Source organism: Arthrobacter sp. NPDC080086 (assembly GCF_040702285.1).
The window spans coordinates 20,760-40,901 of record NZ_JBFBKP010000007.1 but is presented as its reverse complement, the minus strand read 5'-3'; the positions used below and the strand labels follow the sequence as shown (position 1 = coordinate 40,901).

At 60.9% G+C, this 20,142-nt stretch carries 18 protein-coding genes and 1 tRNA gene; 5 read left to right on the top strand and 14 right to left on the bottom strand.

Annotated elements, in window-relative coordinates:
- The first annotated feature begins 4 nt into the window (after nt 1–4).
- The 4 genes from AB0305_RS04670 to AB0305_RS04655 all read left to right on the top strand — a co-directional run bounded on the left by AB0305_RS04670 (nt 5) and on the right by AB0305_RS04655 (nt 3,411).
- A complete protein-coding gene (locus AB0305_RS04670) occupies nt 5–334 on the top strand; it encodes a DUF5455 family protein (protein ID WP_366171851.1) in 330 nt (109 codons plus the stop codon).
- A 1-nt stretch (nt 335) separates the two neighbouring features.
- Entirely contained in the window at nt 336–1,166 is an 831-nt protein-coding gene (locus AB0305_RS04665; RefSeq protein WP_366171849.1) for a zonular occludens toxin domain-containing protein, read from the top strand.
- A gap of 137 nt (nt 1,167–1,303) precedes the next feature.
- Entirely contained in the window at nt 1,304–2,002 is a 699-nt protein-coding gene (locus tag AB0305_RS04660) for a DNA adenine methylase (protein WP_366171847.1), read from the top strand.
- Between the two features lie 479 nt (nt 2,003–2,481).
- Entirely contained in the window at nt 2,482–3,411 is a 930-nt protein-coding gene (locus AB0305_RS04655) for a hypothetical protein (RefSeq protein ID WP_366171845.1), read from the top strand.
- A 251-nt stretch (nt 3,412–3,662) separates the two neighbouring features.
- Here the strand turns inward: AB0305_RS04655 and AB0305_RS04650 are convergent, their stop codons facing one another.
- From AB0305_RS04650 to speB, 12 genes are all read right to left on the bottom strand, one after another.
- Nucleotides 3,663–4,253, bottom strand: coding sequence for a recombinase family protein (locus tag AB0305_RS04650; RefSeq protein WP_366171843.1), 591 nt, complete (start codon nt 4,251–4,253; stop codon nt 3,663–3,665).
- Between the two features lie 52 nt (nt 4,254–4,305).
- Nucleotides 4,306–4,395, bottom strand: a tRNA-Ser gene (locus AB0305_RS04645).
- 81 nt (nt 4,396–4,476) lie between these two features.
- Nucleotides 4,477–5,793, bottom strand: a complete 1,317-nt coding sequence (gene serS / locus AB0305_RS04640) for a serine--tRNA ligase (protein ID WP_366171841.1) — start codon at nt 5,791–5,793, stop codon at nt 4,477–4,479.
- Between the two features lie 67 nt (nt 5,794–5,860).
- On the bottom strand, nt 5,861–7,210 hold the full coding sequence (locus tag AB0305_RS04635) for a replication-associated recombination protein A (RefSeq protein WP_366171839.1): 1,350 nt from the start codon (nt 7,208–7,210) through the stop codon (nt 5,861–5,863).
- A 109-nt stretch (nt 7,211–7,319) separates the two neighbouring features.
- Nucleotides 7,320–9,227 carry an NAD(P)/FAD-dependent oxidoreductase gene (locus AB0305_RS04630; RefSeq protein ID WP_366171837.1) on the bottom strand — a complete coding sequence of 636 codons (1,908 nt, stop codon included), beginning with the start codon at nt 9,225–9,227 and terminating at the stop codon, nt 7,320–7,322.
- Between the two features lie 241 nt (nt 9,228–9,468).
- Nucleotides 9,469–10,614, bottom strand: a complete 1,146-nt coding sequence (locus AB0305_RS04625) for a porin (protein WP_366171835.1) — start codon at nt 10,612–10,614, stop codon at nt 9,469–9,471.
- 101 nt (nt 10,615–10,715) lie between these two features.
- Entirely contained in the window at nt 10,716–11,795 is a 1,080-nt protein-coding gene (locus AB0305_RS04620) for a C45 family peptidase (protein ID WP_366171833.1), read from the bottom strand.
- 94 nt (nt 11,796–11,889) lie between these two features.
- The gene (locus AB0305_RS04615; RefSeq protein WP_366171831.1) at nt 11,890–13,344 is read right to left on the bottom strand and encodes a biotin carboxylase; all 1,455 of its coding nucleotides are present in this window, start codon (nt 13,342–13,344) and stop codon (nt 11,890–11,892) included.
- A 169-nt stretch (nt 13,345–13,513) separates the two neighbouring features.
- On the bottom strand, nt 13,514–14,422 hold the full coding sequence (locus tag AB0305_RS04610; RefSeq protein WP_366171829.1) for a carbon-nitrogen hydrolase family protein: 909 nt from the start codon (nt 14,420–14,422) through the stop codon (nt 13,514–13,516).
- On the bottom strand, nt 14,419–15,258 hold the full coding sequence (locus AB0305_RS04605) for a carbon-nitrogen hydrolase family protein (RefSeq protein ID WP_366171827.1): 840 nt from the start codon (nt 15,256–15,258) through the stop codon (nt 14,419–14,421). Before AB0305_RS04605 ends, AB0305_RS04610 begins: the two co-directional genes overlap by 4 nt.
- Nucleotides 15,255–16,763, bottom strand: coding sequence for a cytosine permease (locus AB0305_RS04600; protein WP_366171825.1), 1,509 nt, complete (start codon nt 16,761–16,763; stop codon nt 15,255–15,257). The genes AB0305_RS04605 and AB0305_RS04600 overlap by 4 nt, the downstream gene beginning before the upstream one ends.
- 197 nt (nt 16,764–16,960) lie before the next feature.
- Nucleotides 16,961–17,920, bottom strand: coding sequence for an agmatinase (gene speB, locus AB0305_RS04595; protein ID WP_366171823.1), 960 nt, complete (start codon nt 17,918–17,920; stop codon nt 16,961–16,963).
- A 131-nt stretch (nt 17,921–18,051) separates the two neighbouring features.
- Here speB and AB0305_RS04590 point away from each other — a divergent pair, with 131 nt between their 5' ends.
- Nucleotides 18,052–18,948, top strand: coding sequence for a LysR family transcriptional regulator (locus AB0305_RS04590; protein ID WP_366171821.1), 897 nt, complete (start codon nt 18,052–18,054; stop codon nt 18,946–18,948).
- Between the two features lie 21 nt (nt 18,949–18,969).
- On the opposite strand, the gene AB0305_RS04585 is transcribed toward AB0305_RS04590, so the two are convergent.
- Nucleotides 18,970–19,395: a hypothetical protein gene (locus tag AB0305_RS04585; RefSeq protein ID WP_366171819.1), complete on the bottom strand. Its 426-nt coding sequence runs from the start codon at nt 19,393–19,395 to the stop codon at nt 18,970–18,972.
- A gap of 35 nt (nt 19,396–19,430) precedes the next feature.
- Nucleotides 19,431–20,072 (bottom strand): outer membrane lipoprotein chaperone LolA, encoded by a 642-nt coding sequence (gene lolA, locus AB0305_RS04580; RefSeq protein WP_366171817.1) that lies wholly within the window; start codon nt 20,070–20,072, stop codon nt 19,431–19,433.
- Nucleotides 20,073–20,142: the final 70 nt, after the last annotated feature.

The following is a 20,142-nucleotide window of genomic DNA, read 5'->3' as shown; positions in this document are numbered from 1 at the left end:
CGTTATGCCTTTGCTCGCTAGTTTGATGGTTGGCCTGTTTGGTTCGCTCGCAGGCTTCTTTGCAAAATTTTTCGCTGAGAAGGTCGCGTTTGCGTTGGCCGCGGTGGCGGCGTTTGCGACCCTCACCACGGGCATGATTGCGGCGTCTGGGATTGCGATGCAGGCTTTGCTGCAGTCGTTTCCTACGGGGCTCGGTACGGCCCTGGATACCGCGATGTGGTTGCTCGGCGCAGATAGCTTGAACGTTGCGCTGGATGCGGCGTTTGCTGCTGATGCAGCGATCTTTCTGTACCGCTGGGGTGTGGGCAATATCAAGATGGTTGCGAGCGCGTGATATGCCGATCTACATCATTACAGGCCGGCTCGGCTCTGGAAAAAGTCTTGCGACGGTGGGCCGCATTCGCGATCTGTTGGCCGAAGGTCGTGCGGTGGCCACAAACCTCGATCTCGATCTGGAAAAGCTGTGCGGCTCGAAGGCGAAAACACCGCGTGTCGTGCGGCTACCGGACAAGCCGACGGTGGCGCATCTGGAAAGCCTCGGTCGTGGGAACGACAGCTACGATGAAACGAAGAATGGCGGCATCTTTCTCGATGAGGTGTCGCAGCTACTCAATGCGCGTAACTGGCAGGACAAGCGTCAACAGGACGTGATCGACTGGCTCGTGCATAGTCGAAAAAAAGGCTGGGATGTGTATTTCATTTGCCAGCACATCAGTCAGGTGGACCGTCAGGTGCGCGACGCACTCGTTGAGTATCTGGTGGAGTGTCGCCGCTTTGATCGCCTCAAAATCCCCTTTCTGTCGAGCGTCATCGATACGTTCACGTTTGGCAAGGTCAAGCTCAAGCTGCCGAAGCTACACGTCGCAAAGGTGCTTTACGGGACCGAGTTCAACGCGATGGTGGCTGATCGCTGGTGGTACAAGGGCGAGGATTTGTACGGTGCCTATGACACCCGGCAGGTGTTTAAGGAAGACGCGTCGCAGGCGCCGTTTAGCTACCTTCCCGGCTGGTACACACATGGCCGCTTGCAGCCGCAAAAGGTGCGCGGCATAGAGGCCAAGCTCAACGAACGTCGCAAGATTTTGAAGTTGCGTGAAGCCGGGATCATCACGCAAGAGCAGTGGCGCGAGTGGTCGAATTTCATTTCGCGTTGTCCGTCGTGGTGACGCTATCGAGTACCGGTAGGAATGACGATGCTGCAGCATCGTCGTAAATAGCGATGTCGCCTGGTTCTGGCCGGCATCGTCAAAAATGACGGTGGGAGATCTACATGCAATACCCGGGTGGTAAAGGTGGTGCTGGCGTGTACCAGACCATCATCAATCTGATGCCGCAGCACGATGTTTATGTGGAAGCGTTTGTTGGCGGTGGCAATGTCCTTGAGCGTAAGCGGCCTGCTGCATCGAGCATCGTCATTGATCGCGATGAAGATGTGTGTGCGCATTGGCGGAGTGTCATGTCTGAAGCAACCGTTGTTCATGGCGATGCCGTTCAGTGGCTTCGTGAGCGGGAGTGGACTGGGCGCGAGTTGGTCTATTGTGATCCGCCCTATGTCCATTCGACGCGTGTTGTGCGCAGTCTCTATCAGTATGAAATGAGCGACGAAGAGCATGTTGCGCTGTTGTCGGTGCTGCAGGCGTTGCCCGTGCCGTGCATGCTGTCTGGCTATCAGAATGCGATCTATCAGCACATGCTGCGCGGGTGGCGTCGTATTGAGTTCCGTGCGATGACGCGCCGCGGCGTTCGTACTGAGTCGCTGTGGCTGAATTTCGATCCCCCGGCTGTGCCATTCGATCTTCGTTATGTCGGTCGTGATTTTCGTGAGCGTGAGCGTATTAAGCGCAAGCGTGATCGGTGGTATGCCCGGCTCTCGAGGATGGACGCTGCAGAGCGTGCGGTGATTATGGAAGCGCTGCGTGACCTCTCTCCATCGTCAGATATGGCGATGCAGGCCTGCGTATCGTCGTCTGACTTGGCTGTGCTTGATCACGGTCAGATTTGACGATGCGAGATCCGGTACCGCATCGTCATGGGCGACGGTGCAGTACTAGCGTCCTCTAGCGTCAGGAGTGTCTCGCTTTTGCCTTGGCGGCGATGGTGGTGCGGTAGCAGCAAGGGAGAGGTTGTCGCACGGCTAGTGCGGCCAGCGAGACCGAGTAGCGGGTCTTCGCGAGGTCGTAGAGCGCAAGGCGATGCCGGGGTGCCCCGCCCCCTTGCAAGCTTGCTTTTCGTGACTTGTGGACTGATCCGGAAAGGATGGGCGGGTGTGTTGGGGCGGAGCCCTTGCCGTTGGGTGCGCAGCGCCCCGGCAAGGGCGGGCCGAAGGCCCGCCCTACTTGTAGTAATAACACTTAACGGAAAGAGAGGACGGAAAGCCAAGCGCGCCAAGGGTTCGCAGGCTGGCCGGCCAAAGAAAAAGCCCCGCAAGCGCGCCAACGCTCCGGGGCCGACACGGTAGCTCTAACGGTTGGACACCCTACCATGCGTGAAACTACGATAGCAGAAAACTATGAAGACGGCCAAGCGGCCATTTGGGGGAGTGATGCACATCGTGCGAGCGTAGAGGTTCGTAGGATCGAGCGCGAAGAGTCGGATGCGGAGTTGTGGGCGGATGGCCCCGCGCGTCACGACATGATCGCCAAGGTGCGAGCGTTCGATGATGGCAGTGTCGAGTTCAGCGGCTACCGCCGCACGGTTGTTCAGCGCCTGGGCGATCTGCGTAGCCTGCCCCGCCGCGCACGCGGTGCGAAGCCGGTAACCGAAGACGATAAAGACGCCCGTGTTGCTAGCGTCAAGTCAGCGGCCAAGCGTGCCAAACAAAACGTGCGCCTGCGTTGTAAGACAGCGCGTGTTACCCACATGGTCACGTTGACCACGCGTGAATGCATTACCGATCTGGAGCTTTTCTTGAAGCTCTGGGACGCGTTCCGGCGCATCATGGCCCGACACCGTGAGTTTCACTACATCGCCGTTCCTGAGCCTCAGAAACGCGGTGCATGGCACATGCACGTGGCCGTCTCAGGCCGGGCAGCGCTCAATCTTGCGCGTCGTGCGTGGCTGAAGGTGGTGGGCGGCCGTGGCAAGGGCTATTGCCATATCCGCAACCCGCAGGGCGCTCACTTTGGCAAGCAATGGAAGCTGGATGCGCTTGCGAGCTATATCGCTAAGTACATCGGCAAAGACATCGCTGAGACGCGTTTCAACAAAAAGAAGTACTACACCAGCCGTGGCATCAACGTGCCTGAGGCCGTGGTCTATGCGGTGGAAACTGGCCGTGCGGACTGTTCTGAAGCGCTGAAGGATGTGTTGGCCACGCTCGCCGCTGAGTTCGATATCGCCGACATCAGATGCTTCGTGGCCCTGGATGGGTCGAGTTATTTTGCCAGTGCGTCTAGGCCGGTCGAGTTATAGGCCGACGCTTTGGAATATGCACGACATAACATTGCTGCCGCTTTTGTAGAGGTACAGGCAGATGAGCGCGGTTACGATGAATTGTCCGTAAGCGGTGTAACGGCTGATTTTTCGTTGTCGCTCTAGCTCTCGGCGTAGCAGCACGTATTCAAGGTTGCTGGGCTGTGTAGGTGATGGGTTTTCGCCGTTGTGCTCGTTCTGAGCGTGTCGCCACCAGTCTCGGTCTTGAACTCCCATAATTCCCTCGGCGGTTAGGCTGCGTCTAATAAGCTCGGTTGTACGGTTGTTTCGTGGCGCTTAATTGCACGTTTTAGGCTGCTGAGGTGAATGCCGAACATGCGTGCAATTGCCGAGCGTGTCATTTTGCCTTGACGCCATAGGCGTATAGCTTCTGCCTCGTCTTCTGGGCTCATTGCGTAGTGTCGGCCGAGCTTCACGCCGCGTTTTACAGCGGCTTCCATTCCTGCTCTGGTGCGCTCACGTATTAGCTCTCGCTCGAATTCTGCGAACGCGCCCACCATGTGGAACAGCATGCGTCCCGCTGGCGTGGTGGTGTCTAGCGACTCAGTGAGTGAGCGAAACTGTGCACCCTTCTCTTCTATTCGTTCGATGATGCGCAGCAGGTCTTTTAGCGACCGTGCAATGCGGTCCAGCTTGTAGACGATGACCTGATCGCCCGGCTTGAGCATGCGTAGAAGCTTTTCAAGCTGTGGCCTACCTGCGGTTGTTCCGCCACTTCTCTTTTCGGAAAAAATAAAACCGACGCCAGCTTTCGCTAGAGCGTCGGTTTGTGCATGAGTCTCTTGTTCCTGCGTTGAGACTCGGGCATATCCGTACAACATAGACCCCCTGAAAGTTGTTCTTTTCAGGGATTGTACGACTGCCCTAGCGGTATGGCGGAGAGGGTGGGATTCGAACCCACGGTACCGTCGCCGGTACGCCTGATTTCGAGTCAGGTACATTCGACCACTCTGCCACCTCTCCGGTAACTGGGTCGCTGAATCGCGAAACCGCGACTATAACAGACTTTTTCCGCCGAGATCAAGAGGGAGACGGAACAACGCATCAAACTGCCGGCTTCAGCACTTCCTGGCCGCCCAAGTAAGGACGCAGCGCGGTCGGCACCGTGACCGAGCCATCCGCGTTCTGGTAGTTCTCGAGCACGGCCACCAGCGTACGACCCACGGCGAGGCCCGAGCCGTTGAGCGTATGCACCAACTCCGGCTTGCCCTGCGCATTGCGGAAGCGAGCCTGCATGCGGCGCGCCTGGAAATCGCCCATGTTCGAGCACGAGCTGATTTCGCGGTACGTGTTCTGCGCCGGAATCCACACCTCGATGTCGTACGTCTTGGTGCTGCCAAAGCCCATGTCGCCCGTGCACAGCACGACGGTGCGGAACGGCAGTTCCAGCTTGCGCAGGATGTTTTCCGCGCAGTTCGTCATGGCATCCAGCGCGGCGAACGATGTTTCGGGCTGCACGATCTGCACCATCTCAACCTTGTCGAACTGGTGCTGGCGGATCATGCCCCGCGTGTCCTTGCCGTACGAGCCGGCCTCGGAGCGGAAGCACGGCGAATGCGCGGCAAACATCATCGGCAAGGCATCAGCAGCGACGATCTCGTCGCGCACGAGGTTCGTGAGCGGCACCTCGGCGGTCGGGATCAGGTAGAAGTTTTCGACGTGCTCGCCGGCCTCGTCTTCAGCGCCCTGCCCCATCTTGCGCGGCACGCGGAACAGGTCTTCCTCGAACTTAGGCAACTGGCCCGTGCCACGCATCGACGCAGCGTTGACGATGTACGGCACGTACGCTTCGGTGTAGCCGTGCTCCAGGGTGTGCGTGTCGAGCATGAATTGCGCGAGCGCGCGATGCAGGCGTGCCACCTGGCCCTTGAGCACCGTGAAGCGCGCACCCGACAGCTTGGCGCCGGCATCGAAATCCAGGCCCAGCGCGGCACCCAGGTCCACATGATCCTTGACGGGGAAGTCGAACGCGCGCGGCGTGCCTTCGCGGCGCACTTCCACGTTCTGCGTTTCGTCGCGACCGGTCGGCACGCTTTCGTGCGGCACGTTCGGGATCGACAGCATCAAGTCCTGCAACTTGGCCTGCACCACGTCGAGCTGCGCGGCCGAAGCCTTCAACTCGTCGCCAATGCCCGATACCTCGGCCATCACAGCCGACGCATCCTCGCCCTTGCCTTTGAGCATGCCGATCTGCTTGGACAGGCTGTTGCGGCGGGCTTGCAGCTCTTCGGTGCGGGTCTGGATGGCCTTGCGCTCGGCCTCGAGCGCGGCAAAGCCGGCCACGTCGAGCACGTAGCCGCGGTCTTTGAGGCGCGCGGCAACGGCGTCGATGTCTTTGCGCAGCAGTTGGATATCAAGCATGGTGGGGAGAGAACCGAGGATTGCGAACGATCGAAAGGACCGATTTTATCGCACCGGCCCGTGGGTCTTACTTGTTGCGGGATGGCTTGCCCTGCTCCGCGTGCCACTGCGCATCGAGCTCGCGCAGGTGGCGCAGCTTGTCGCCAATCTTGCCTTCCAGGCCGCGCGGCGTCGGCACGTACCAGTTCTGCGCGGGCAAGTCGTCTGGGAAATAGGTTTCGCCGGCGGCGTAGGCCTCGGGCTCGTCGTGGGCGTAGCGGTAGGCGTGGCCGTAACCGAGCTCCTTCATCAGCTTGGTCGGCGCGTTGCGCAGGTGCACGGGCACGGTGCGCGACTTGTCCTGGCTCACGAACGCGCGTGCGGCGTTGTAGGCGTTGTAGCCGGCGTTGGACTTGGGTGCGATGGCCAGGTAGATCAGCGCCTGGGCCAGCGCCAGCTCCCCTTCCGGCGAGCCGAGGCGCTCATACGTCTCGGCGGCATCCAACGTTATACGCCCGGCGCGTGGGTCGGCTAGGCCGATGTCTTCCCACGCCATGCGGACGATACGACGCGCAAGGTAGCGCGGGTCGGCGCCACCGTCGAGCATGCGGCAGAACCAGTACAACGCGGCATCCGGGTCGGAGCCGCGCACCGATTTATGCAGCGCGCTGATCTGGTCGTAAAACGCGTCGCCGCCCTTGTCGAAGCGGCGCAGGTTTTCTGACAGCGCAGAAGCAAGCAGCGCCTCGTCGATCACCGGGACGGTGTCGCCTTCGGCCTGCGAGCGCGCGGCGCGGGTGACGATCTCGACGTTGTTGAGCAGCTTGCGCCCATCGCCATCGGCCGAGGCGACAATGGCGTCGAGTGCGGCGGGCGTCCATTCCAGCCCGCCTAGCTCCTGGCGCGCGCGCTCGGCTAGTTGTTTGAGTTCGTCGTCCGACAGGCTCTTGAGAACATAGACGGCGGCACGCGAGAGCAATGCGCCGTTCACCTCGAACGACGGGTTCTCGGTGGTCGCGCCGATGAAGGTAAAAAGACCGCTTTCCACGTGCGGCAGGAAGGCATCTTGCTGGCTCTTGTTGAAGCGGTGGACTTCGTCAACGAACACGAGCGTGCGACGGCCGTTGGCACGAAACTGCTCGGCACGCTCGACCGCCTCGCGGATGTCTTTCACGCCCGAGAGCACGGCGGACAGCGCGATGAACTCGGCGTCAAACGCATTCGCCATCAGCCGCGCCAGCGTGGTCTTGCCCACGCCGGGCGGCCCCCAGAGGATCATCGAATGCGGCTCGCCGGAAGCAAACGCCACGCGCAGCGGCTTTCCCGGCCCCAGCAGATGCTGCTGACCGATCACTTCGTCAACGGAATGCGGGCGCAGACGCTCGGCCAACGGCATGTGGGCCGGCACGTCGGGAAAGAGAGATGCGGAAGCGTTCATGCGGGGGATTGTCGCAGAAACCGGGCTGGAGCCCCGCCCGAACACACGCCCCCGCAACGGCGCGCTGTGGCACCGCGCCTCACCTGTTGCCGAGGCGCGGCGCCATGCACTATCGATGCGGGACGAATCGTGGTGCGAGAGTCGGCAGTTCAACCGGCTTCAACGTCTCCCAGGAGGAAATCGGGCCGGGATTGCCGTCGACGTCGCCGCCGCCGAATGCGACAGCGACCTTGTTCACCGCATTGATCGCCGTTGAGATAGCGCCTTCGACCCAGCCTGCAACCCACGACACGTCGTCGCCCGCAAGAATGAACCGATCCGCGTTAGGTGTGTCCACGCCGTTCATGAACTGAGAGAACAGGCGGCGCTGCCGCTCATAGTCCCCAGGAAGGTTCATCTTGAACGCGCCAAGGTAGTACGGTTCGTTCTCCCAATGGATTTCCACCTGAGAGCCATCTTCGTGCACGAGATAGTCCTCCAAGTTGAGATCGGGGTAGATCGAATGCAGCACCTGACGACACATGTCCGCGTGCGTTGCCGCTTCAGCGGGCACATTGGGATCACCGAGGAACTTGAGCGAATCATCATTCCATGTGTATGACAGGAAGATGCCGCAACCCTTGGTGGATCCTTTGCTCTCGCTATAGTCGACCAGATACGTGCCGCGCGGCAGACGGTCCGACAACGTGATGCTCATCTTGTGCTTGCCCAGTTGGCCGCCCTCCCGCTCTTTCCAGAACGGCTCGGTTGCCGCCATGAAAATTTTGGCCGACTGCATGTAGTGGGTGTACTGAATGGCTTCCCAAGTCGGCGAGTCAAACAGCGCAGTCGTTGTTTGGTATTGCTCGCGCTCGCCGTAGTGCCGGAACTTGTCGAGAATGCGCACGTGCGGGGTGTAGATGACGGCGTCGAATTCCATCTCGACTTCTTTTTTTCTGACTGAGTCCCAGATCCACACGGCCACCTTGCCGTTGTCGAGCCGCTGGAAGTGCCGGGCTTCCTTGTTGAAAGGGTTGGCGTTGCTGGGAAAATCCCCCTCCAATCCTAGCCTCGTCGTTTCCAACACGCTCAAGTTGTGCGTATTGGGGTCGGATACGTCGCCAAGCTGAGCCGGACTTAGCTCCAGAAGCTTGCGCGGCAACGTGCTCGTGCCGTCGTACATCAATTGGTGATCAACATCGAGCCCGGTGTAAAGCACCCGCATCACTTCAAGAAAGCCGTTCGGAAAGTCGGTATTCCACCCACCCGTTCCGAAACCAATTTGGCCGAACAGCTCGATCTTCTCGGGGCTCCATTTTGCGACGTCCACCAGCGCATGCCGGAAGCTGATGTTGTCCCAGCCGTGGTTGAGCAGCAAATCGTTCCAAATCTCCTTGATTTTTGCGAGATTCGGCCCACTACTCTCCATTGCATCCTGAACAGTGTAATAGTGCATCGGCGCCTGGTTCAGAAAACCATCCTCACCGAACATCTCCCTCTCAAGATCATCATATTTTTCTGGTTTTGGATAAATCTCATTACCAGGTGATGTCACTTCGTAGTAAACGGGTGGTTCCCCCTGAAAATCGACGACGGTACTCACCGCCGCTTCGCTGCCGGGGTTGGGAAAAGGCGCTGAATTATCACGCATTCCGGTCTTTTCAAAATAATGCAACCCTGCCTTGCCGGAAACCGGAAAACGCATTGCACCAAGCTCGGCAATGACAGCATTTTTCGAGCCCTCGGCACAGACATGCGCATTAAGCCGCCCGCCAATGCGGTCAGAGGCTTCGATCAGCACGGGTTGAAGCCCCATGCGCAGGAGCTCGTACGCGGCGACGGTGCCAGACGCCCCCGCGCCGATCACCAGCACACGCTTTGATTTGGCGTCGGAAGGCAGGTCGAACAATGGCTCCCCGAGCGATTTTGCCTTGTTCAGAAAGGCACCATAGTGAAACGGAAAATCTGGAATCAAGGCAGCAAGATCCTGGGCCCGCGATTTTGGCGTATTGATGTTATGTGACGGAATATGCGGCATACGCAACTCTCCTGGAAACAGAAGGATGACCTATCACTTGCGTGACAAAATCGGATCTGAATGCAAGAACGTTCATGCGAGGTATTAACACGCAATGGCCAATCGCGCTGATTGAGCGTATTCAACACGGAAGCCAACCGCAAGCGCGCATCACGTGCGGGGCTTGCGAAGACATTAGGCGAGGTATGCGAGCCCCGCACCAGAGCCCTCCCCTTTATCCGGTGGATTCCAGTCTCAGGCATTAAAAGACGTGCCGAATCCCCGTGCGAACCAACAACTGACTCCGGTTGGACGAAGCGCTTTGAGCCCCCACCACGTACGCCATATCCAGGCCGGAGACGGTGGTACTGCCGCCCGCGCGTTGATACCCGCCCTGCACGTAGATGTCTGTGCGCTTCGACAACTCGTAATCGGCCATCAGCCCAATCGAATGGTAGGTGGGATGCTGCGTTCCAGTGGGTGTGCCGGCGGTAGCGCGGGTATAGGTGTACATCGCACCCAACCAGTAGGAGGCCCCCAACTGGTACTTGGCGTTGATCTCGAAGTTCTGGAAACGCAGCGAAGACAGCCTGCCGACGGGCGGCGCGATCTCGCCAACATAGGCAGAGCTTTGCGCGCCTTCCACCGCTACGTTGGAATAGACGAAGCCCAAGGTGGTCTTGTCGAAGGTGTACGTCGCACCGCCGCCCATGATCCGCAATCGGCTGCCCAGCAAGTTCTGGTCTCCGCTGTTGTTGATCGCGCCGTAGGAGGTGACGGACGGGTTGTTGGCGTGCAGGTAAGCGGCCGACAGCAGCAACCCGCCAACGCTGTACTGCGCCCCCGCGCTGTACAACCGGTTGTTTGCGAACTTGGCGTCGTTGCTGAAGCTGTACGCAGCACCCCACTTCACGCCGGCCAGTGTCGGGCTGGTGTACTTCACCGTGTTGTTTGCCCGGAACGTATTGACGAGGTTGTCATTGTCGTAGGGGTGGCCGAACAGAAATCCGCCCCAACTGCCACCCGCTGAGTTCGGCGCAAGAAAATCCACCACAGAATCGTACTGCCGTCCAAGGGTGATTTCGCCCCAGGCGTCGCTGGAGACCCCCACGAACGCTTGCCGCCCAAAAAGAAGTCCGCCCGGACCGGCATGACCGTTGTCGATATCGAAGCCGTTCTCGAGCTGGAATACCGTCTTCACGCCGCCACCCAGCTCTTCCACGCCCTTGATCCCCCACTGGCTGCCGATTGGGAAACCGCTGGCGAGTGCGACCTGCCCGTGACCTGCAACGTTGTTCGTGTAGTCGAGCCCCTCGTCGAGCACGCCATACAACGTCACCGAGCTTTGTGCGAATGCGGGTGCGGCAAAGGTGCACGCAGCCAGCGCGATATACAACCGCGTCTTCATGTTTGTCTCCTGGAGGATCATGTTGCCCTGATGGGCGGGAAGGTTTCTTGATTGCGCCGTCGGGCGAAGGCGCTGCAACGCGCGCAAGGGCCGAGACGACGTTAGAACGTCCCGACGTCGTTCAGCGACCATCGCTGCATGGGCTCGATTGGCCGCAGCGCCATATCGGCGTTTCCCGATCGGAATTCGATGGTGCGTACGCCGGGCGTGAACGACGTGCAGGACTGGCGCCATGCGGACTCCGTCCACAGCAATTCGACCGATGCGTCGTGCGGATGGTAGGCAGCCGTATACAACGTGCCATAGCCGCGCGCATACGAGGTCTGGAAGAGCGGCGGGCGGAGCAACGCGCGTACAACGTCACGATGATCGACCGCGGCGCGCAGCGCAGTCTCTAGCGTATTTGCACGCAGCTCAGCGCGCGTTGCGTTTGCATGGGCAACCCACTCGACGCCATGTTGCAGATTGCTGACCGAGCGGCGGGCAACGATTTCGGTAGGCCTGTCGGGCGCCACAAAGACCGTCGCCGACCGGCATGCGCGATCCAACAGGCTGATCGTGTAACTCATGTGCACGGGCACCCGCTGCAGGATCTGCACGGCTTCGTCAACGCTGCTGGCGCATTCGAGCACGTAGCGCAGCACCAACGGAATACCAAAGCCATCACCAACGGCATGTCGACCACCAAACGCTAACGACGCTGCAAGGCCATGCTCGTTGACGCCATCGAGCGCGCCCCATAGGCAGTCCAGCATGGCGACAACACGTGGCCCCGTCCAACGCGATGCGAGCCACGTGCCCTCAAGCAACGCGGGGGCGAAATCATAGTTACGCAGCAGCGCAGCCGTGGTGCCCGGCACGCCCACCGGCGGCAGAAAAATCGCCTGCGCGCAGCCCGAGATATACGGCGGCGGCGACCACATCGACAAGAACCGCGCCTCCACATCGCCGCCGCCCGCCAAGTCGACGAGCGACTCCCAGGTTGGAACGAGCTCAGGCATATGGGTACGCATCGCTTTGCGGCACGCGAGATAACCGGGGCGCCCACGGCTGCCATCGCGCAAGAACCAGCGCCGATAGCCGGGCCAGAACTGCGCGAACTTGCGTTGCCACTGCACGCCGGGCTGATCTTCGGCAATCGCCTCGAACGTGCAGCGCATGGGAGGAAGAAGATGCGTCATGGAATCCACCGGTCTGTCATGGTCGCTCGGAGCGCCCCATCCACCTTGGCTGGGCGGCGGGGCGTGCGATCTGGCATACACGCCGAATGCACCATCACAAGATCTTGAAAGCGCCGGGTTGTGGCGCGTTTTCAACGTGGGCGGCAACCAAAGGCTTGGCGGCGTAGTACTGCTTGATGCCGCGAATCCACGCATGGGCGCGTTCGTTCAAGTGGAAGTCATCGTCCATCGAGCGGCCGCGTGTGATGAGGATGCCAAGGTCGGCACCTTCGTACCGGTAGTCGCCTGGGCCGGTAATGCGCAAGAAAAATGCCTCGCGCTCGTTTTCGATTTCGCGGCGGTTGAAGTCGAAGCGGTGATAGCCCACCGAGCCGTCGTCGGCCATGCGGTAGATGCCAGACGGCGGCGCATGCGTGACGATGTCGACGTTCTCATCGGTGTGCTTGAGCACGAGCTGCGACCAGCGGTCGATGAAGGCGTTCTCGGCCCAGCGCGCGTTCAGTTCGTCGACGTTCAGATCGAACGGCATGCCGGAAAACTCCAGCAGGTGGAACAGGAACAGCGGCGCGTCCGCGTACGCAAACGCGGCATGATTCGTCATTGGGCTTGCGCCGCAGATGCGCGGGTTCAGTTCCCCGAGGTAAACCTCATCGGTGTCGACATCGATCAGGAAATCGAGGTCGAAATAGCCTCGGTACCCCTCTTCCAGCAACTGGTTGCCGAACCGGGCCGCCATCTCCCGCGCACGCACACGGACGGCTTCTGAAAACGCGCCGGGAAACACTTCGTTGCCACACCAGCCGCCCTTGTACGGCGTCAGCTCGCGCGCGCCCACCACTTCGGTCAACAGCGGACCGACCAGCGTGCCGGATTGGGTCGCACACGCCTCCAGCGTCGCGCCGCGGCAGTTGATCCGCTTCATGATCTTCACTTCATCGTCCGCCGTAATGTCGTCCGCATGGCGCGCGAACGAGGCCTCGTCCGAAATGAAGAAGGTCGTGTGCCCCGAGTCGCCATAGGCAGTCTGCACAACCAGGTCATGCCCGAGGCCATGGCGATCCGCGATCTCAAGCAGGTGCGCATAGCTATTCACCTTGGACAGCGCGTTCGGCACCGAGGGCACACCGGCCTTGTTACCGATGCGCACCGTCTCCATCTTGTTGTCGCACCGCTGGCGCAGTTTTGCGGGCGGAAACCAAACGTCGATCCCCAACTCCTCCGCAATCGCCTCGGTGCGTTCGTCGAACATCAGGAACGTCGCCACGGGCTGGCCACCGCGCGTCTCAATCAGGTCAACGACCTCCTTGTGTTGCAGCAGGTAGTTGTTGATGTCCTCAATGGACTGGAACTCCTCGTGCGGCAACTCGGACGGCACAAACACGTTTGGATGCCGACCATCAAAGCAGTCGATGTAGTTGATGTACTTGAACCGGCTCACCCACTGATCGAGGCCAAGCAAGTTGAAGTTGGTCGCGCTGACGAAATAGATCGGACGCTCGTTCCGATGAAACATCAGGCGCAGATCCGATACGTTGCGGACTTTTTTCATGGATGCCGTCTCCTTATGGCAAGTTCGAGGGACGACGTGCGCCGGTACTGGTGACAGGCTTTCGCTCGCACCGCGGAGCGGCAAGCGAAAACGGCGCACGAACGCCACCCGCGCCGCGCGCCGTGCGCGCGGTCGGTAGGGCAAAACGAATGGGGAAAAAGTGGACGCGCTAGCCGAGTGGCACGGCGCCGCCTGGCCCGCTGAGCGGGTTGTCGAGCAGCGGGTCGGCGCCCGGTTTCACGAGCGGGCCTAGCGTGTACAGGTAGGCATCGGCGCCGCTATCACGCCGGTAGACCGCAAAGTCGACCTCACGATCACGGAAGCTCTTGAGCGGCTGGCCCAAGCCTCGCAAGCCTGTTTCGCGCTCGCGTCGGACTTTCGCAAAATCGATCTCGACCGGCATGATCTCTGCGGATCCGGGCCCCGCCTGATGCAGCACGTAGCCGGACGGATCGACGATGATCGAGCGGCCGGTACCGCCGTCTCCGGCACCATTGACATCGATGAAGTACACCTGATTCATGGCGGCCGATGCGCGCGCGATCGAAAGCTCGATGTCGCGATCCACCGTATCCGTCATGGTCGGATGCAGGATGACTTCCGCGCCCATCGCGGCAAGCGTACGGGTCGTTTCCGGAAACCACATGTCGTAGCAGATCGACAAGCCAAAGCGGCCAGCGTCGGGCACATCGAACACGACGAACTCATGACCCGCCGCGATACCTTGTTCGTAGGGCCGGAACGGGAACATCTTGCGGTAGCGCGCAATGACGGTGCCCGTGGGGTCGATCACCGGTGCTGTGTTGTAGACCAGGCCATCGCACTTCTCGAAGAACGAGCCGGGCACCAGCCAAAGCCCGTGCTGCGCGGCGAGTTCGCACAACCTGGCCTCGGTGTCATTGGGCATCGGCTCTGCGTACATCGGGTTCGGGCCTAAACCCGCCAACTCCGAAAACACCACCATGCTGACCCACGGAAACCGCTGTTTGATGTGGGCAATGTAGTTGCCCATCTTGTCGAGGTTGCTCCCAAATGCGGAGACCTGCATTTGCACGCCGGCAATGGCGAAGCGCTTCATGAAGCGTCCTTTGATGGATTGGAATCAGACTGCGCCGGCAACGCGGCACGCACGGCACTGGCGTTGACGAGATCGAGATAGCGAAACGCAGCACGGGCCTCCGCAACCGCTTGCAGGTCAAGTGTCACGTCGAGGTTCGCCTCGCTCGCATCCGGCGCAACGGCCATGCACGTGCCATCCGGCGCCGCCGCGAGGCTGCCGCCGCTGAACGTATAGCGGTCTCCTGGGCCGACACGATTGGCCATCACAACGTAGACCTGGTTCTCTTGCGCCCGTACGGGAATCGCCCGTGCATGGACGGCCCCGTACGGATTCATCATGCCGTCGGGGATCACGATCAATTCTGCACCCGCCCGGGCGAGCGCGCGGGCTGTTTCCGGAAACTCCAGATCGAAGCAGATCAGCAGGCCGACCTTGATGCCGCGCCACTCGCAAACCGGATACGCATCGCCAGGCTCGAACACACCAAAGTCGGACTCGTACAAATGCGTCTTGCGATAGCGCATCCGTACGGCGCCGTTTTCGTCGATCAGCAATGCCGTGTTGAAGAAGCGAGCGCTGCTTGACTCGCCATCACGCTCGGCAAACCCGAACACCACAGCGACACCGGCTTCTCGTGCGGCATGGCGGATCGCCGTCACCGTGGGGCCGTCGATCGGCTCCGCCAGTTGGGCCACATCGTCCGGCGTTGGAAACCCGCACGTATAGGTTTCGGAAAACACGACTAGATCAGCGTGGCCGCGTGCGGCGGCAATGATGCCCAGCGCCTTGGCCAGATTTCCCGCGACGTCACCGTCACGCAATGTGGACTGCACCAGACGGATGCGTACTGTCATTGCGCCTCCTGCAAAACCAGATGCGAATCCGGCGATACGGCTTCAGGCAGCGGTGCGGAAGCAATGGCCTGAGCCTCACGACGCAGATCGAGCGAGCGCGACAGCACCCAATAGGCCAAGCCCGAAGCGATCAGCCCCACCAGCCACGCCACGTCAACGCCATTCAACTGGCGAGCCAGCGGGCCGACGAACACCTCTTTGTTGGCGCCGGAATCGTAGATAAAGACAAACGGGATCATGGCCAGCAAGCCGATGACGTAAGCCGCGATACCGCGAAGCTGCCACGCACCGTAGATGCCGTGCGGCGTGAAGAAGTGCGCAATCGCATAGTGGCCGCGCCGGACAAAGAAGTAGTCGACGAGGTTCACAGCCGTCCAGGGCACCAGGCAATACAGCATCAACGTGAGGAAGGTATGCAGCAGCGCGATGCCGTTACCGCGAATCGCCAGCACGCAGAACAGCACCACGCAGCAGATGACGAGGATCGCGAAGATGCGGGAACGTCGCGTTGGCCGGATCGGCACGATCGAATCAATCCCGGTCAGCACCGTCAGCATGGCGCTGTAGGCGTTCAGGGCGATGATCGGCAAGAACCCGATCAGCGAAACGATCACGATCAGGTGGCCCAGCCCCGGGAAGATGGAAGACCCCACCTCGTTGATGGCCATCAGTGCATCCGACGCGTGGAGCTTCTGTGCGAGCCATGCGCCCAGGCCGATCATCCACGTGCCCGACAACGATGCACCGCAGAAGATGACCGCGATCAGCTTTGCGCGCCCCGTGTTCTTGGGCAGATAGCGCGTGTAGTCGGACACGTACGGCGCATAGGAAATGTTGTAGCTCGCCCCAATAGCGAACTGGGTCGCAAAGGCAATCCAATTGAAGCCGAGCGGCACGGCATCCGGCGCCGACACTACGGGCGCGCTCGAGAACAGTAGCGCCACCGTCACGATGGCATAGAGCGGCAGTGTCGCCATCAATGCCCAGGTGAACGTACGGTGCATCAGATCGTGGCCATAGATGGCCAGTGCAGCCCCCACCGCAATCGCCACAACCGCAACGAGCGTGCCATCCAGACCGAAGACGTTATGCACGCCGTCCATCATCAGCGACACGTTGACGACGTTAAAGCCGACAAACACGAACAGCGTGGCCAGCAACGCAACGATCACGCCACGATACCCAAATTGCGCGCGCGACTGAATCATCTGCGGCAACCCCATCTCCGGCCCCTGGGAGCCGTGGAATGCCATGAAGATGGTGCCAAACATGATGCCCAGCGTCCCGGCAATCGTTGTCCAGAGCGCGGACAACCCCATACCTGGGCCAACAAAGCCGATGGAAATCGTAAAGAAATGGAAATTGCCGAGAAACCAGAACGGGCCTTGGCTTGCGAGCTTGGCATGCCGTTCGTTCTCGGGCACATAGTCGATTGAACGACTTTCGATTGCCGGACCGTCTGCGCTTGCGCGGGCGGTGTCGGAAAGTGGCGGGTTGCTACCCATTGAAGTGTCTCCTCTAACGCTTATTGGAACGGCGACCAAGACAGTCTGCCGCTGACAAATCCGCGCGTTTGCGAATTTGTATTGGGTATGCGCCGCCCCAGCCCCGGCAAGGCGTTGGCGCGCATACGGTGGCGGCCTTGCGCCGCCACGCCTAGGACAACATAGGTAGACCTAACGAGAACACGTTCCTCGACGTGTCAGGCGCGGTATTCGACGCCCGGTAGCACGCACAGCAGCTCATACGCCAAGTTGGCGCCGAGCAGCGCAGTGGTGCCGAACGGATCGTACGGCGGCGACACCTCAACGAGGTCGGCTCCGACGATGTCGAGCCCACGCGCACCGCGCACGATTTCGAGCGCTTGCGGCACGGTCAACCCACCGATCTCGGGCGTGCCGGTGCCAGGCGCATAAGCCGGGTCGATGCCATCGATGTCGAAGCTGACGTAGACCGGCCCGCCTTGCACGCGCGCGCGCACTTCTTCCATGAGCGGCACGAGGGACTGGTGCCAGCATTCTTCAGCCGTCACCACGCGGAAGCCCTGCTGGCGGCACCAGTCGAAGTCTTCGGCCTCATAGCCGGTGCCACGCAAACCGATCTGCACCACGCGGTTGCAATCGAGCAGGCCCTCTTCCACCGCACGGCGGAACGGCGTGCCATGCGCGATCTTCTCGCCGAACATGGTGTCGTTGACGTCGGCATGCGCATCGATGTGGATCAGGCCGATGCGGCCGTACTTGGCGTGCATGGCACGCAGGATGGGCAGCGTGACAGTGTGGTCACCGCCCAGGCCGATAGGCCGGCAGCCGCCCGCGATGATTTCACGGTAAGCCGCCTCAATTCGATCGATGGAGTCATGCAGGTTGTACGGGTTGGTCGCCACGTCGCCAATGTCGGCAACGCGCAGGGAATCGAACGGCGCGGCGCGCGTCGCCATGTTGTATGGACGCAGCAGTACGGATTCCGCGCGGATCTGGCGCGGACCCATACGCGCGCCATTGCGGTTGGACGTGCCCAGATCGAATGGCACGCCCACGAAGCACGCATCCAGCCCGGCGGTAGATTCAGCGGCAGGCAACCGCATCATGGTGGTGATGCCGCCAAAGCGGGGCATCGCGTTGCCGGACATCGGCTGGAAGGATTCGGCAGGATGGCTCATGGCAATGTGTTTGTTACATCGTATTAAGACGATGTAATGAGTGAGGACCACCCATTCTTGCCGATGATTTTTCTCCGTAGAATGCAAAATCTCAGAACTAAACATCGATATAAATCGATGCATCTACCATCGTGCTGGGGCAGTCTTCCAATCTGGATTTGCGGCTGATCCGCGTTTTCCTCGCCGTAGTGGAAGCCGGCGGCATCACCGCCGCGCAGGCCACGTTGAACGTTGGCCAATCCACCATCAGCACGCAGCTTTCGACGCTGGAAACGCGCCTGGGCTATCGGCTATGCGAGCGCGGGCGCAGTGGCTTCAGGCTCACCGCACGGGGCGAACAATTCATGGAGTCGGCCCGCAAGCTGCTGGGCGCACTCGATACCTTCAGTGCGGAGGCTCGATCGATGGGGCGTACGCTGGTCGGCACGTTGAACCTGGGACTGATCGGCCATGCGCCTGTGAATGCCAATGCGCGCATCAGCCAGGCCATCGACCGCTTTCGCCAGCGGGATGAATCCGTGCACTTCAATGTGTCGGTCCGGCCGCCGGGCGAGTTGGAAACGTTGCTTCTCGACGGCAAGATCCACATGGCCATCGGCTATTTCTGGCACCGCATGCCGGCACTGGACTACACGACGATCTTTCACGAGACGCAGCTTGCGTACGCAGGCAAGGGGCACCCACTGTTTAGCCACAGCGGGGCAATCCCCCCCGACGAAGCGCTGACTCATACCTGGGCGTGGCGCAGTTACCCGCTGCCCGAGGCCGCAGGGTCTCCGGCCGAGCGGCCCGTCACAGCCGTGGCTGACAACATGGAAGCGGTGGCGATGCTGGTGCTCTCGGGCCGGCACCTCGGCTATCTGCCTGAGCACTTTGCGGCGCCGTATGTGGCGCAGGGCCTGCTGGCCCCACTCGCGCCGGAAGCGATGCGCTACGACGTGCCCTTTGACATGGTGGTGCGCCGCGATGCAAGGCGCAGCGACTTGCTGACCGCCTTCATTGCCGACATGAAAGCGGCACACGCATGATGCGTGTCCGCATCCGCACGCTCAACTCGACGCGCGCTGCACCAGCCCCATGAACTCCTTGGACGGCAGTGGCCCGTGGCATGACTGCGACCCGTTGGGTGAACGCAGCAGCAACCAGACGCTCTCGCTGGCGGGCGGCTGAACGACGAACGGCTGGCGCGCCGAAACCTCCGGCAAGCGCGGGTCGGCCGGCGCCTGGATCGGCACTACCTGCCCTGCGTGACCCTTCACCAACGCGCTGCATTCGGCGCTCGACAACTCCGTCGCACGCAGGAAATCCTTGTTGACCAAGGCCTCGGCCAGCACCGTGTCGGGCGCGGTGAGGAAAGAATCGACATCAAAACGGGACGCGCCCGTGGAGGCGCATCCCGCAAACACGACCGCCGCCGACGCGACAACGGCAACAGCGGCTGCACGTTGCAGCGATGGGGTGAACGGCAAAGGCATGGTCGGTCTCCTGATCGAGCGCCGGCCTGCACGCGTTACTGCTTCATCACGTCGGCGCCCTTGGGCGGCACGAAGCGGAACACGTTGGCCGGCAGTTGCGGATTCTTCTGGATGTTCGAGAACGTCAGCAGGGTCGTGTTCCCGAAGGCGTCACGCAGCTCCATCCCTTGCAGTTCACCACCGCGAAAACCGATGGCAATGCGCTCGAATTGCGTGTCCTTGGCCTTGGGCGTGAGTTCGACCCAATCGATGCCGTCCTTGGTACCGCCTTCCTTGAGTGTGAAGTTCTTGGCCAGGTCATTGCTGCCGAACAGAATGGCAGCCGGGCTGGAGCCCAGCGACGCATCGAGCTTGCGCTCCGTCACCTGGTTCAGGTCCTTGTCGAAGATGTAGAGCGTCTGGCCGTCCGCCGAGAGCTGCTGCTCATACGGCTTCACATAGCGCCAGACGAAGCGCCCCGGGCGCGAGAAGACGAAATCGCCGCTGGACGTACCGGCCACGCGCAGCGGGTTGCCGTTGGTGCCACCCTTTACTTGGCGCTGCACGAACTCGCCGCGTGCGGTGCTGACGTTGCTCACGAAGGCGTTGAGCTGTTCGACCGCACCCGCATAGGCACCCGTCGACCACGCCGCCAGCGACACCAGTCCGGCGACCATCAGGTGACGTGCTTTCAACACAAACATAGGAATCCCGGTTTTCAGTTGATCTTGTTGTTAGTAGCCGGCCGCGCCGGAACATTCCACCCGC

What these genes read in the sequence shown, in the direction of transcription:
- AB0305_RS04665 (WP_366171849.1), top strand. Translation starts at nt 336, where the DNA reads ATGCCGATCTACATCATTACAGGCCGGCTCGGCTCTGGAAAAAGTCTT.
- AB0305_RS04650 (WP_366171843.1), bottom strand. Translation starts at nt 4,253, where the DNA reads ATGTTGTACGGATATGCCCGAGTCTCAACGCAGGAACAAGAGACTCAT.
- AB0305_RS04610 (WP_366171829.1), bottom strand. Translation starts at nt 14,422, where the DNA reads ATGAAGCGCTTCGCCATTGCCGGCGTGCAAATGCAGGTCTCCGCATTT.
- AB0305_RS04585 (WP_366171819.1), bottom strand. Translation starts at nt 19,395, where the DNA reads ATGCCTTTGCCGTTCACCCCATCGCTGCAACGTGCAGCCGCTGTTGCC.
- AB0305_RS04615 (WP_366171831.1), bottom strand. Translation starts at nt 13,344, where the DNA reads ATGAAAAAAGTCCGCAACGTATCGGATCTGCGCCTGATGTTTCATCGG.
- AB0305_RS04605 (WP_366171827.1), bottom strand. Translation starts at nt 15,258, where the DNA reads ATGACAGTACGCATCCGTCTGGTGCAGTCCACATTGCGTGACGGTGAC.
- AB0305_RS04635 (WP_366171839.1), bottom strand. Translation starts at nt 7,210, where the DNA reads ATGAACGCTTCCGCATCTCTCTTTCCCGACGTGCCGGCCCACATGCCG.
- AB0305_RS04625 (WP_366171835.1), bottom strand. Translation starts at nt 10,614, where the DNA reads ATGAAGACGCGGTTGTATATCGCGCTGGCTGCGTGCACCTTTGCCGCA.
- AB0305_RS04670 (WP_366171851.1), top strand. Translation starts at nt 5, where the DNA reads ATGCCTTTGCTCGCTAGTTTGATGGTTGGCCTGTTTGGTTCGCTCGCA.
- AB0305_RS04600 (WP_366171825.1), bottom strand. Translation starts at nt 16,763, where the DNA reads ATGGGTAGCAACCCGCCACTTTCCGACACCGCCCGCGCAAGCGCAGAC.
- AB0305_RS04655 (WP_366171845.1), top strand. Translation starts at nt 2,482, where the DNA reads ATGCGTGAAACTACGATAGCAGAAAACTATGAAGACGGCCAAGCGGCC.
- speB (WP_366171823.1), bottom strand. Translation starts at nt 17,920, where the DNA reads ATGAGCCATCCTGCCGAATCCTTCCAGCCGATGTCCGGCAACGCGATG.
- AB0305_RS04620 (WP_366171833.1), bottom strand. Translation starts at nt 11,795, where the DNA reads ATGACGCATCTTCTTCCTCCCATGCGCTGCACGTTCGAGGCGATTGCC.
- AB0305_RS04630 (WP_366171837.1), bottom strand. Translation starts at nt 9,227, where the DNA reads ATGCCGCATATTCCGTCACATAACATCAATACGCCAAAATCGCGGGCC.
- serS (WP_366171841.1), bottom strand. Translation starts at nt 5,793, where the DNA reads ATGCTTGATATCCAACTGCTGCGCAAAGACATCGACGCCGTTGCCGCG.